Source organism: Bacillus cytotoxicus NVH 391-98, from assembly GCF_000017425.1.
In the GTDB taxonomy this organism is placed as follows: domain Bacteria; phylum Bacillota; class Bacilli; order Bacillales; family Bacillaceae_G; genus Bacillus_A; species Bacillus_A cytotoxicus.
In genome coordinates this window covers 3921307-3934678 of sequence record NC_009674.1, presented here as the reverse complement: position 1 = coordinate 3934678, position 13372 = coordinate 3921307, and the positions used below count along the sequence as shown (strand labels likewise).

Annotated in this window: 10 protein-coding genes and 2 pseudogenes; 10 read left to right on the top strand and 2 right to left on the bottom strand. The window is 38.0% G+C overall.

The genetic code is table 11. The features are described from left to right. Nucleotides 1-111 precede the first annotated feature (111 nt). Nucleotides 112-910: pseudogene (map, locus tag BCER98_RS19525) on the bottom strand (type I methionyl aminopeptidase). A gap of 158 nt (nt 911-1068) precedes the next feature. Here map and BCER98_RS19520 point away from each other — a divergent pair. The 6 genes from BCER98_RS19520 to BCER98_RS19495 all read left to right on the top strand — a co-directional run bounded on the left by BCER98_RS19520 (nt 1069) and on the right by BCER98_RS19495 (nt 6149). Beyond that, nucleotides 1069-1971, top strand: a complete 903-nt coding sequence (locus BCER98_RS19520) for an ABC transporter ATP-binding protein (protein ID WP_012096319.1) — start codon at nt 1069-1071, stop codon at nt 1969-1971. Next, on the top strand, nt 1968-2702 hold the full coding sequence (locus tag BCER98_RS19515) for an ABC transporter permease (RefSeq protein ID WP_012096318.1): 735 nt from the start codon (nt 1968-1970) through the stop codon (nt 2700-2702). Before BCER98_RS19520 ends, BCER98_RS19515 begins: the two co-directional genes overlap by 4 nt. A 1-nt stretch (nt 2703) precedes the next feature. Beyond that, nucleotides 2704-3834 (top strand): sensor histidine kinase, encoded by a 1131-nt coding sequence (locus tag BCER98_RS19510; protein WP_012096317.1) that lies wholly within the window; start codon nt 2704-2706, stop codon nt 3832-3834. Then, entirely contained in the window at nt 3831-4433 is a 603-nt protein-coding gene (locus BCER98_RS19505; protein ID WP_012096316.1) for a response regulator transcription factor, read from the top strand. Before BCER98_RS19510 ends, BCER98_RS19505 begins: the two co-directional genes overlap by 4 nt. 626 nt (nt 4434-5059) lie before the next feature. Then, entirely contained in the window at nt 5060-5926 is an 867-nt protein-coding gene (locus BCER98_RS19500) for a helix-turn-helix domain-containing protein (protein WP_012096315.1), read from the top strand. A gap of 85 nt (nt 5927-6011) precedes the next feature. Next, on the top strand, nt 6012-6149 hold the full coding sequence (locus BCER98_RS19495; protein ID WP_012096314.1) for a quorum-sensing peptide PapR: 138 nt from the start codon (nt 6012-6014) through the stop codon (nt 6147-6149). A gap of 242 nt (nt 6150-6391) precedes the next feature. Here the strand turns inward: BCER98_RS19495 and cls are convergent, their stop codons facing one another. Next, nucleotides 6392-7585 carry a cardiolipin synthase gene (gene cls, locus BCER98_RS19490; RefSeq protein ID WP_012096313.1) on the bottom strand — a complete coding sequence of 398 codons (1194 nt, stop codon included), beginning with the start codon at nt 7583-7585 and terminating at the stop codon, nt 6392-6394. Between the two features lie 283 nt (nt 7586-7868). On the opposite strand from cls, the gene BCER98_RS19485 reads away from it, so the two are divergent. From BCER98_RS19485 to BCER98_RS19470, 4 genes and pseudogenes are all read left to right on the top strand, one after another. Beyond that, entirely contained in the window at nt 7869-9980 is a 2112-nt protein-coding gene (locus tag BCER98_RS19485) for a heterodisulfide reductase-related iron-sulfur binding cluster (RefSeq protein ID WP_012096312.1), read from the top strand. A 9-nt stretch (nt 9981-9989) separates the two neighbouring features. After that, nucleotides 9990-11273 (top strand): annotated as a pseudogene (locus BCER98_RS22035) (acetyl-CoA C-acetyltransferase). A gap of 15 nt (nt 11274-11288) precedes the next feature. Further along, entirely contained in the window at nt 11289-12140 is an 852-nt protein-coding gene (locus BCER98_RS22030; RefSeq protein ID WP_012096310.1) for a 3-hydroxybutyryl-CoA dehydrogenase, read from the top strand. A 90-nt stretch (nt 12141-12230) separates the two neighbouring features. Beyond that, nucleotides 12231-13361 (top strand): acyl-CoA dehydrogenase, encoded by a 1131-nt coding sequence (locus tag BCER98_RS19470; RefSeq protein ID WP_012096309.1) that lies wholly within the window; start codon nt 12231-12233, stop codon nt 13359-13361. Nucleotides 13362-13372 lie beyond the last annotated feature (11 nt).

Here is a 13372-nt window from a genome sequence, read left to right as displayed (position 1 = left end):
TATCATCAGTGATATATGTAAGGCATCCATATGAAAAAAGAGGCTGTTCAAGATTTGAACAGCCTCGCCCCGTTTAAAAAGGTGATTCTGAAAAAGAATCACCTTTTTATTTTAGTCTTGTAATTGTGTTAAAATAATTGGTTCACCACGTGTAACAATAATGGTATGTTCGCATTGTGCAACAAGACTTTTATCTGGTGTAATGAATGTCCAACCATCATCACCGCGTTCGATAATATGATCAGCTTTCATAGAAATGAATGGTTCCACAGCAATAACAAGTCCGTCTTTTAAAAGTGCATTATCCATTGGATCATAGTAATTTAAAATGTGATTTGGTGCCTCATGAAGACTAAGTCCGATACCGTGTCCAGTTAAGTTTTGAATAACGTTATATCCGTTTTTATGTGCAAAGTTGGAAACTGCACGACCAATTTGATTTTGTTTTGAACCAGCTTTCACCTTTTTCATAGCTGCCCAAAATGCATCTACTGCTGCTTGGCAAAGCTTTTCTTTTTCTTCATCTGTTCCAAGGACAAATGAAATGCCTGTATCCGCATAATAACCATCGAGTGCAGCAGATACATCTACGTTTACTAAATCGCCTTCTTTTAATACACGATCTCCTGGGATACCATGGGCAACTTCTTCATTTACACTAATGCACGTTACACCTGGGAAATCGTATTCTTTTTCAGGTGCAGAAATAGCACCGTGTTCATCTAATACTTTTTTACCAATTAAATCAAGTTCTTTCGTTGTCATACCCGGCTTCGCTTGCTTTTTCATTTCCTCGCGTGCAAGCGCAACAATACGGCCGATTTTTCGTAAACCTTCTAAATCTTGTTCATTACGAATAATCATGAAAACCACTGTCCTTCCTCGAATGTATCTTACCCGATTGTATCATGTTTATTTTTGTCCTGCTACTTGTGTGCAATATACAGGGGTGATTCTGCTCATAGAGAATATGTGACAATTGTCATGTGCAAGTCATGACGCATCATACTGTTTTCTTAGTTTTCCAATTTATACAATATAAACATAAGAAGTAACGGGGGTAGAGAGATGGAAAAGATTATTGAAGTAAATAATGTTTCAAAAATATTTAAATATAAAAAAGCAGTAGATAACGTTTCGTTTCATGTGGAGAAAGGACAGATTGTCGCATTGCTTGGTCCGAATGGTGCGGGGAAAACAACAACCATTTCTATGATGCTTGGATTAAAAGAGCCATCAAAAGGAAATGTGTCCCTATTTGGAAAGAGTCCGAAACATCAAAGTGTTCGAAATCGCCTCGGTGCAATGCTACAAGGGGTTAGTGTGATTGATAGTGTAACAGTGGAAGAAGCAATTGAATTATTTCGTAGTTATTATACAAGCCCGATTGCAAAAGAAACATTACTGCGACTATCGAACTTAGAGTCAGAGAGAAAACAACGATGTGAGAAATTATCAGGTGGACAAAAGAGAAGGTTAAATTTTGCCCTTGCACTTGCAGGGAACCCAGAATTGCTATTTTTAGATGAGCCTACTGTAGGTATGGATATTACATCGAGGAAACATTTTTGGGAAACAATTCGAAAACTAGCAAGTGAAGGAAAAACAATTATTTTAACAACACATTATTTAGAAGAGGCGGATGCTTTAGCTAATCGAATTTTGTTGTTTGCAAATGGAAAAATCATTGCTGATGGAACACCAGAAGAAATGAAAGCAACCATTTCACAAAAAACGATTTCTTTTTCTATGAAGGAGAAAATCCCAACAGCTTTATTGAAGGAATTACCACATGTTACGGGTGTGCAGTTTCATAATCAGCGCATCATTTTAACAACAGATGATATAGACGATACATTGCGGGCCATTTTTCAAAAGAGTTTACCTGTTAAAGATATCGCAGTGGAACGTGGAAGTCTTGATGAGGCTTTTGAACAGTTTGTTGCAAATCAGAAGGAGGGAATTGTATGAGAGCGATATGGATGCAGTGTAAAATAGAGATTTTCCGTACGTTTCGTAATAAACTATTTATCTTTTTCTCTTTATTAATGCCAGTTATGTTTTATTACATTTTTACAAATGTTATTCAGGTGCCACAAAACGGAGATGCTTGGAAAGCGCATTATTTAATTTCGATGGCAGCCTTCAGTATTGTAGGAACTGCACTTTTTAGTTTCGGTGTAAGGCTATCACAGGAAAAGGGACAAGGCTGGACTCATCTTTTAAAAGTTACTCCCCTCCCGGAAGGAGTATATTTAACAGCTAAAGTTATTGCTCAAACAGCAGTAAATGCTTTTTCTATCCTAGTTATTTTTATCGTAGGCAAGGTGATGAATCATGTAGATTTAACATTGGGACAATGGGTCGGTGCTGGATTGTGGCTTTTATTAGGGGTTACTCCATTTTTAGCGCTTGGAACAATTATTGGATCTATTAAGAAAGCGGATGCCGCTTCAGGGCTTGCTAATATTTTAAATATGAGTTTAGCGGTGCTAGGCGGTTTATGGATGCCGATTGAAGTATTTCCAAAAGTATTACGATCGATTGGTGAATGGACACCAACATATCATTTTGGAAGTGGAGCATGGGATATTGTAGCTGGTAAGTCTATATCGTTGGAAAGTTTCGTAATTTTAGGAGGTTATTTCCTTGTTTTTGTTGTAATATCAATATATATAAGAAAAAGACAGGAAGCGGTATAGAGTGATAGAGAAGAAGCAGTTTGAAATATTTCCAAAAAATATGGGTTTTTTCCCGTACGTCTGGCTTGTCTATTTAGCATTTCCGATTTATTCACTATCTCAACAGACTGGTTGGAAGTTAGTAATAGGATCCGGTATGCTAGTTGTTTTTGTTCTAGCATACCGGCAACTTTATTTTGTAAAAAGAACATTTATAGTATGGGCATGCTTTCAAATGTTTATTGCGTTTTATTTAGGGATTTTTTATAGCCCCTATCTTATTTTTTTATGCTTTTTTACAGCAAATGCAATCGCATTTGCACCAACAAAAAGATCCTTTCGCGTATTGTTTTCTTTATTAGTGTTAACTGTTGTTGCTTTTATATTAACGTTTAGTCAAATTTTTTCAGTCAACTCTTTTTTAAGTGGAGTACCGATGTTTATTTTAATGCTTATGATGCCATTTGCGATGCGTAATTTTAATCAGAAAAGGATGCTAAAGAATCAATTGAATGAAGCAAATGAACAGATTAAAGAGTTAGTAAAACGCGAAGAGCGCCAACGAATTGCAAGGGATCTCCACGATACGTTAGGACATACATTATCTCTTATTACTTTAAAAAGTCAGCTCGCTGAGAAGTTAATTGTAAAGAATCCAGAGCGTGCTAGCATAGAAGTAAAGGAAATTACACAAACATCGCGAACAGCCTTAAAGCAACTTCGTGAACTCATTGCTGATATGCGAATGATTACCGTAGAAGAAGAGTTAGAACAAATCAAGATGATTTTACACGCTGCTAATATTTCATTAGCAGTGAATCAGCAGGTGAGTTTTCATTCCTTATCACCGCTTGAACAAAATATTGTAGGAATGTGCCTGCGTGAAGCCATAACGAATGTTGTGAAACATAGTAAGGCGACATCATGCGAAGTGTCTTTATGTGAAACACAAGGAAAACTGATTTTGCAGGTGAAAGATAACGGAGTAGGTTTCCAAAAACGAAGTCATGATGGAAATGGGATTTTGGGAATGAAAGAGCGGCTTGCGCTTATTGATGGTTCATTGGAACTAAAGGAACTGCAGCAAGGAACGATGTTAATGGTGACCGTTCCTATTGTAATTAGAATAGGAAAAGATGGGGTGAGAGCATGATTCGAATTATCCTTGCTGAGGATCAACGAATGCTGCGCGGCGCATTGGGGGCGTTGCTTGATTTAGAAGACGATATGGAAGTGGTTGGACAAGCGGAAAATGGAGAAGAGGCTTTCACATTAATTGAAAAGCTACAACCGGATGTTAGTATCATGGATATTGAAATGCCGATTCAAAGTGGATTGGATGTTGCTGAAACATTGCAGAAGAAGAAATCATCATGCAAAGTAATGATTTTAACAACATTTGCACGTCCTGGTTACTTTGAAAGAGCGATGAAAGCTGGTGTGCATGGATACTTATTGAAAGATAGCCCGAGCGAAGAATTAGCGGAAGCCATTCGCAATGTGATGAAAGGAAAACGCGAAATTTCTCCAGAGCTCATGTTTGGATTATGGCAAGAACAAAATCCATTATCAGATCGCGAGAGGGAAGTCCTGTTATTAGCAAAAGAAGGAAAGACAACAAATGACATTGCAAAGGCACTGTATCTTTCTCCTGGTACAGTAAGAAACTATATTTCAGAAGTATTAACGAAGCTTAATGCGAAAAATAGAATTGAAGCCATTACAATTGCAGAAGAAAAAGGATGGATATGAAAAAGGAAGTTTACTAATTACATGTTGGTAAACTTCTTTTTTTATAGACGGCCGTTTTAGTAAAATATTTGAATTTATTATGATGTAATGTAGATTTTATTTCATTTTTCGACAAAAAATTTGTTATAGTAAAATGAGATTGTTGATTTTAGGTGATTTTACCGCGAACAGTTGTAATTACTCCATTGCCTGAATCTCTTATCGTGCTTATATGTTTGTATAAGGCGTACTTCATTTCTTTATCTGTAGGTTGAAAATCTCCATATTTTAGTAGTGACCTGTTCTGTTGAACTTTAGCCTCATTTATTTTACCTTTCAAATACTTTTGGCAATATTTTCGTTTATATTATTTTGAGACTTGTTAACTTTTTAATGGTCAAACTAGGCTGAGTAATTTTTATTGGGATTTTGGGTGGGGATTACTTCCATTGATAATGGAAGAAGTAGACTGAAGACAATGAAAACTCCATGAATTTTCACATGGTTTGAGGAGAATGTTATGAAAAAAATGCCGAATTTTACACATATTATGCATGATTTCATATCAAATAATGTCGAATTAACATTATTGTAGTTGTATGACAACTTAAGAAGAATAGATTGCTGTAATGGGATGGTGAGCAAGCGTGCAAGCAGAAAAGCTAGGAAGTGAAATAAAGAAAATTAGAGTGATGAGGGGTTTAACGCAAAAACAGTTATCTGAAAATATATGTCATCAATCAGAGGTGAGCAGAATTGAATCTGGTGCAGTGTACCCAAGCATGGACATACTGCAAGGAATTGCAGCAAAATTACAAGTTCCAATTACCCATTTTTATGAAGTTCTCGTCTATTCTGATATCGAAAGGAAGAAAAGGTTCAAAGATCAAATTCAGTTGTTGAGTAAGAAAAAACAATATGATGAAATTTATAAAATCGTTTCTAACGAACTTAAAAAGGAAAAGAGTCATCCTGAGTTTAAACAATTTCTTCTTTGGTACTATTATTTATCAGCATATGTTTTAAAGAAAATTAGTTTTGAATATTGTGTATTAGAATTGAAAAATATTATTCATCAGCAATATAGTAGTGTGGATGTATTTCAGAACTTATATATTGAAAATTCAATAGCTAGTATTTATGCAGAAAATGAACAATTGGAAAAAGCGATAACTTTATTTCAAAACATCTTGAAACAACTAGAATCCTTACATAATAACGAGGCATTTATAATTAAGGTGAAATATAACTATGCAAAATCATTATATTTAAGTGATCAATATAATGAGGCTCTTTATCAAGTGAACCAAGCTATTGAGGTTTCATGTAATATCGGTAGTATGATGTTACTGGGGCAATTGTATTATCAAAAAGGGGAATGTTTAGAAAAGTTAGGCTATCCATCAAAGGAAATTGAGGAAGTTTATAATAAAGCGCTATTATTTTTTGAATTATTGGATCTACATTCATATAAAAAGATATTGTTATGTAAGAAGAAATACATAAATAATTAAGTATGGTTAGAATATGCAAAATTGCATGTTTTATGAGGGCGATTTCATGTTATATTTAGGAAAAATAAAACATAGGGTGATAAACATGAAGAAATTTCTTGCTTGTAGTTTAGTAGCAGTAGCAATGCTAGCTGGTGTTGCTTTTGGTGTGGGTCAAGATCAGGCCTTAACAAATCAACAAGAAGAAGTACAGTTAGCTTCAGATTTACCTTTTGAACATTAAAATAAAAACAACTGTCTATATTTTAGGCAGTTGTTTTTTTGTAGCAACATTTAGAGATTTTCCTCATTAGCAAGGTTTGAATGTAATGATAGGTGCAGTAATCATTATTTGCGTGCGTTGATATTTTAAGCAATGCTATATAGATGTGATTCTGTTTTTCATTTTTTAATTACAGACGCTTTATAACGTTATCGTGCACGGGATATATGAAAAAACGCATGAAACATTTTTTGTAAGCCCTCCTATAAAAAAAACGCTAATATCGTCCCCAGCAATTCCTTCCCTCTATCAATAAGGGAAAGAGAACTAACATCTTGAAAGGAAAGTAATACGGAAGATTGAATATCTTTGTTAAATTTCTTTTGGATTGCATGTATAAAGTCCTCGTCATACAATAAGCAATTCATCTCATGGTTTATATATAAACTCCTCATATCCACATTGGCAGTTCCAATATCGCATATACGATTATCTATGATAATAATTTTTGCATGGAAGAAACCTTCTTGAAATGCATAAATGTTACACCCAGCTCGCATGAGTTTTCGGCAGTATGGTAATTTTGCTTCTCTTACAAGAGGGTGGTCGGCTTTGTTAGGAACGAGAATGGTAATTTGCACACCTCTTTTTCTCGCTTGTAATAAGGCGTTCATAATTTTTTTACCGGGGATAAAATAAGGTGTTCCAATATAGATTTTTTTATTTGCACTTTCAATTAAATGTAAAAATGTAGACTGTAAATAAGCACCATCTGTCGGGATAAACCGATGAAGAATACTACCTGGTGCTTGTTTTGGAAAATAGATTGTATCCTGTAGTAAATCTTGCTTTGTCTCGTCACGCCAATCATGTAAAAATTGATTTTGTAAATCTTGCACACCCTCTCCTGTAAGTCGCAAATGATAATCGCGCCACAATCCTAATTTAGGATTGTGGCCTAAGTATTCTTCCCCGATATTAAAGCCACCAATATATCCTATTTTCCCATCGATGATTGTGATTTTTCGATGATTTCTTTGATTTGCTGAAAAGAAGAAAAAAGGGAATTTTACTTTGTGGCAAAATGAAAAAGAGACGCCACTGTTTTGTAATGATTGAATAGCTTTTTTTGATAATTGATGACTTCCAATTTGGTCAAGAAGGAGACGCACTTCAACTCCTTGTTTCGCTTTATCACATAGTAATTGTAAAAAGACTTGACTGATTTCATCATTTTTCACAATAAAAAATAAAATATGGATATGGTGCGTTGCTTTTTGAATATCATGAAATAAACTATGATATAAGTCCGTTCCGTATGTATAAAGCTGAAAATTACTACGGCGCAAAGGGAAAGTACGAGGCTTTAGCCGTCTGAGATGAAGGCTTCTGCCATACGAGAGATCGATTGCAATCCAAAGGACAACACTTATTAGTAAAAGAGCTGAAAAAACCATTACCACTCTTCCTTCCTCGCGCTCATTTTTAATGCTTATAGTTTAAACAAAAGAATGGAAAGTGATTCAATCCTAGTTTCTCGTGTTCATTTCTTATAGCTACATGTGATGTAAGAGTATGAAAATAAACAGACCAATGAAAAAAGATGTTGTTGTATAACAAAAAACTGTTGACTGAATGCTCACTCATTATATAATGAGGATAGGGGATATAATTCAGAAAATTATATATTTTCGGAGATTCAAAAAGAAGTAAGGCTTATAAGGAGAGGGGTAGCATAAAATGAATAGCTTACTAATCGTAAATTGGCTAGCTTCTATTGCGGTTATTGCTTATGCGGTATATTTGTTTGTATACCTCATACGAACGAGGATGGCCTATATACAATTAGGAAAAAAAGTAGAGTTTGACCGCCGATTTAAAGAGCGATGGGATATCCTCAAAGTAAATGTCTTTGGGCAAAAAAAATTGCTCAAAGATAAAAAGAGCGGTATTATGCACGTTATGTTTTTTTACGGATTTATTCTTGTCCAATTTGGAGCAATCGACTTCATTTGGAAAGGTCTTGCACCAGGATCACATCTTCCACTAGGACCGCTATACCCTGCATTTACATTCTTCCAAGAAATTGTCACACTTATGATTTTAATCGCAGTTGTTTGGGCTTTTTATAGAAGGTATGTTGAAAAGCTCGTTCGTTTAAAACGAAATTTTAAGTCAGGCCTCGTCCTTATTTTTATTGGAGGCTTAATGCTTTCCGTATTACTTGGTAACGGAGTAGGCATTATTTGGCACGGAGAAGAGCTTTCTTGGAGCGAACCAATTGCTTCTGGAATCGCTTATGTTCTTTCGGGAATAAATGAAACCGCATCCATTTATATATTCTATTTTTCTTGGTGGGTGCATTTACTTATTTTGTTAACATTTTTAGTTTATGTTCCGCAGTCCAAACATGCACATTTAATTGCAGGACCAGTAAATGTGTTTTTTACTCGTCTTACAAATCCGGGAAAACTTGAAAAGATTGATTTTGAAGATGAAACACAAGAAACATTTGGTGTTGGAAAGATTGAAGATTTTCGGCAGACGCAGCTTATCGATTTATATGCGTGTGTAGAGTGCGGACGCTGCACTAACATGTGTCCAGCAACTGGAACTGGGAAAATGTTGTCGCCGATGGATTTAATTGTAAAGCTTCGCGATCATTTAACAGATAAAGGAGCTGCGGTAACCTCAAAAGTACCATGGGTTCCAGCTGTTGCTTTTCATAATACAAAAGGGAATCAATTGGCGCTTAGGGCTGCTAGTAAAGGACAGCAAGAATCAGCAGCTACAGCACCTTTATATGATCCAAGTTTAATTGGAGATGTCATTACAGAAGAAGAAATTTGGGCTTGTACGACGTGCCGTAACTGTGAAGATCAATGTCCGGTCATGAACGAGCATGTTGATAAAATTATTGATTTGCGCCGCTACCTTGTTTTAACAGAAGGAAAGATGGATGCTGAAGCGCAGCGTGCCATGACGAATATTGAGCGGCAAGGAAACCCATGGGGACTAAATCGTAAGGAGCGCGAAACGTGGCGTCAGGGTGACGATGAGGTAACCGTGCCAACTGTGAAAGAGAAAACGAAGGCTGGCGAGGAATTTGAATATTTATTCTGGGTTGGTTCTATGGGATCATATGATAACCGCAGTCAGAAAATTGCGATATCATTCGCGAAATTAATGAATAAAGCGGGCATTTCATTCGCGATCCTTGGAAACAAAGAAAAGAACTCGGGAGACACGCCGCGCCGTCTCGGAAATGAATTTGTATTCCAAGAGATGGCAACGAAAAATATTGCCGAATTCGAGAAATCGGGTGTGAAGAAAATTGTTACGATTGACCCGCACGCTTATAACACATTTAAAAATGAGTATCCAGACTTTGGGTTACAAGCAGAAGTCTATCATCATACAGAACTATTAGCCCAATGGGTGAAAGAAGGGCGCTTAAAACCCATCCATCCAGTTGAAGAGACGATTACGTACCATGATTCTTGTTATTTAGGGAGATATAACGAAGTATATGAAGCGCCGCGCAGCATTTTAAAGGCGATTCCAGGTGTTACTGTTGTAGAAATGGCGCGTAATAGAGAAACAGGAATGTGCTGTGGTGCAGGTGGCGGATTAATGTGGATGGAAGAGACCACAGGCTCACGCATTAACGTGGCTCGTACGGAACAAGCACTTGCTGTGAAACCATCTATTATCGGTACAGGATGTCCGTATTGTTTAACGATGATTAGCGATGGAACGAAAGCGAAGGAAGTTGAAGAACAAGTACAAACATTAGATATAACAGAGATTTTAGAACGGTCTGTTATTGGACCAAAAGTAGAAGCGATGTAACGTAGAAGAATTCATACAACTTTAGATAGAGGTGCAAATTGCACCTCTTCTCAACGCAAAGATATCGAGCGAGCGCTCGGCAGTCAAAAAGAAATGGGGGAATTGAAGTTGGTAAGAACAGTTATTTTAAGTGCCGCAAGAACACCAGTTGGAAAATTTGGCGGAGTATTAAAAGATGTGAAAGCGTCGAAGCTTGGAGGAATTGCCATTCAAGCTGCACTTGAGAGAGCAAATGTGAACAAAGACGATGTAGAAGAAGTGATATTCGGGACGGTTCTGCAAGGAGGACAGGGGCAAATTCCTTCTCGCCAAGCAGCGAGGGAAGCCGGACTTCCTTGGGAGACGCGTACGGAAACAATAAATAAAGTTTGTGCATCAGGTCTTAGAGCTGTGACATTAGCGGATCAAATTATTCGCGCAGGGGATCAAACGTTAATTGTAGCGGGCGGAATGGAGTCCATGAGCAACAGTCCGTACATTTTAGAAGGTGCGCGTTGGGGATATCGAATGGGACATAGTCAAGTTGTGGATTTAAATATAGTAGATGGCTTAACATGTTCATTCTCTGGCATCCATATGGGCGTATACGGTGGTGAGGTAGCGAAGGAAGAAGGAATTTCTCGCGAAGCACAAGATGAGTGGGCGTATCGCAGTCATCAACGTGCAATTATGGCACAGAAAGAAGGGAGATTTGACGAGGAAATCGTACCTGTAGCTGTACCGCAGCGCAAAGGTGATCCGATCGTTGTGGCGAAGGACGAGGCGCCACGTGCAGATACAACAATCGAAAAATTAGCTACATTAAAGCCTGTTTTTGATAAGACAGCGGCAGTAACAGCTGGAAATGCACCGGGCCTTAATGATGGCGGGGCGGCGCTTGTATTAATGAGCGAAGACAGAGCGCGGCAAGAAGGCAGAAAGCCAGTAGCGACAATTTTAGCGCATACCGCAATTGCTGTAGAAGCAAAGAATTTTCCGAGAACGCCAGGTTATGCAATAAATGAACTGCTGAAGAAAACTGGAAAAACAGTGGATGATATTGATTTATTTGAGATCAATGAAGCCTTTGCAGCAGTTGCAATTGCGAGTGCAAATATTGCCGGAATTGACCCTGAAAAGATTAATGTAAATGGTGGAGCAGTTGCGATGGGGCATCCGATTGGAGCGAGCGGAGCACGGATTATTGTTACCTTGATTCATGCGTTAAAGCAACGCGGCGGCGGAATTGGAATCGCTTCGATTTGTAGCGGCGGTGGCCAAGGTGACGCAATTATGATTGAAGTTCATTCATAAAAAGGGGGAGAAGAAATGAGTATACAAAAAATTGTGGTAATCGGTGCCGGACAAATGGGATCAGGTATTGCACAGGTGTGTGCAACGGCTGGCTATGAAGTGTTTATGCAAGATGTAAAGCAAGAGCAATTAGAGAGGGGATTCGGTGTAATAACGAGAAATTTAGCGCGCCAAGTAGAAAAGGGACGTATGGATGAAGAGACGAAGGACGCAACATTACGCCGTCTTACAACTATACTTGAATTAGATTGTGTGAAAGAAGCAGATCTTGTGATTGAAGCTGCTGTAGAAAAAATGGATATCAAAAAGAAAATTTTTGCAAATTTAGATGAAATTGCTCCGGAACATACCATTTTAGCGACAAATACTTCTTCATTGCCAATTACCGAAATAGCAGCAACAACAAATCGGCCAGAGAAAGTGATTGGTATGCACTTTATGAATCCTGTACCAGTAATGAAATTAGTGGAGATTATTCGCGGACTTGCAACAGATGATGCCGTGTATAAAGCAATTGAAGATATTACAAAGAAAATTGGGAAAGTGCCCGTTGAAGTAAATGACTTCCCTGGTTTTGTTTCGAATCGTATTTTATTACCGATGATTAATGAAGCAATTTATGCGCTATATGAAGGTGTCGCAACGAAAGAGGCGATTGATGAGGTCATGAAGCTTGGCATGAATCATCCAATGGGACCATTAACATTGGCAGATTTTATCGGCTTAGACACATGCTTATACATTATGGAAGTATTGCATGAGGGCTTAGGAGATAGCAAATATCGTCCATGTCCGCTCTTGCGGAAATATGTAAATGCTGGCTGGCTCGGTCGAAAAACAGGTCGTGGTTTTTACGTATATGAGTAAAGGGGAAGAAAAGGTAGGTCTCCATCTTTTTTCAAAGTAGTAGTCTTACCAGAGAATTGAAAAGATCGATAGCAAATGGAGGCGAGGCATATGAATTTTCGTTTCACAGAAGAACAACAAATGATGAGGAAGATGGTTCGGGATTTTGCTCAAAAGGAAGTTGCACCCTTTGTTCCAGAAATGGAACAAGGGGTGTTTCCTAAAGAGATTTTAAAGAAAATGGGGGAACTGGGATTGATGGGAATTCCAGCACCGGCAAAGTATGGCGGTGCTGGAATGGACTTTATTTCTTATATTTTAGCGATTGAAGAACTATCAAAGGTAAGTGCAGCCATTGGGGTAATTTTAGCGGTACATACGTCCGTTGGAACAAATCCTATTTTATATTTTGGGACAGAAGAGCAAAAGAAAAAGTATGTTTCAAAGCTTGCAACGGGTGAATATTTAGGGGCATTTGCTTTAACGGAGCCAGGTGCTGGATCTGATGCGGGCAGTTTGAAATCAAGAGCTATCAAAGATGGGAATCAGTATGTAATAAATGGCTCCAAAATATTTATTACAAATGGGGGCGAGGCAGATACATATATCGTATTTGCTTCTACCAATCCAGAGGCAGGAAAGAGCGGAATATCTGCATTTATTGTAGAGAAGGGGACGCCAGGCTTAATTATTGGAAAAGATGAACATAAGATGGGGCTTCATGGCTCTCGTACGGTGCAGCTTACTTTTGAAGATATGAAGGTTCCAGCTGAGAATTTACTTGGCGAAGAAGGACAAGGCTTCAAAGTTGCGATGGCGAATTTAGACGTTGGTCGCATTGGAATTGGAGCACAGGCGCTTGGCATCGCCGAAGCGGCACTCGCTTGTGCAGTAGACTATGCAAAAGAACGCAAGCAATTTGGGAAGCCGATCGCCGCGCAGCAAGGAGTTGGCTTTAAGCTGGCAGATATGGCAACGAGTGTAGAAGCCGCACGACTGCTTGTATATAGGGCGGCTTCGCTTAGAGCACAGGGACTTCCGTGCGGGAAGGAGGCTTCAGTTGCGAAGCTATTTGCTTCTAAAACTGCAGTGGAGGTTGCAATTGAAGCAGTTCAAGTATTGGGCGGTTACGGTTATACAAAAGAGTATCCCGTAGAAAGATTTTTCCGCGATGCGAAAATTTGTGAAATTTATGAGGGAACGAGTGAAATACAAAGACTTGTAATTAGTAGAGCACTGTAATAGAAGAGCAT

Bases quoted from the DNA above. Each gene is read 5' to 3' on its own strand.
- BCER98_RS19470 (WP_012096309.1), top strand. From the start codon at position 12,231: ATGAATTTTCGTTTCACAGAAGAACAACAAATGATGAGGAAGATGGTT.
- cls (WP_012096313.1), bottom strand. From the start codon at position 7,585: ATGGTTTTTTCAGCTCTTTTACTAATAAGTGTTGTCCTTTGGATTGCA.
- BCER98_RS22030 (WP_012096310.1), top strand. From the start codon at position 11,289: ATGAGTATACAAAAAATTGTGGTAATCGGTGCCGGACAAATGGGATCA.
- BCER98_RS19495 (WP_012096314.1), top strand. From the start codon at position 6,012: ATGAAGAAATTTCTTGCTTGTAGTTTAGTAGCAGTAGCAATGCTAGCT.
- BCER98_RS19505 (WP_012096316.1), top strand. From the start codon at position 3,831: ATGATTCGAATTATCCTTGCTGAGGATCAACGAATGCTGCGCGGCGCA.
- BCER98_RS19515 (WP_012096318.1), top strand. From the start codon at position 1,968: ATGAGAGCGATATGGATGCAGTGTAAAATAGAGATTTTCCGTACGTTT.
- BCER98_RS19485 (WP_012096312.1), top strand. From the start codon at position 7,869: ATGAATAGCTTACTAATCGTAAATTGGCTAGCTTCTATTGCGGTTATT.
- BCER98_RS19520 (WP_012096319.1), top strand. From the start codon at position 1,069: ATGGAAAAGATTATTGAAGTAAATAATGTTTCAAAAATATTTAAATAT.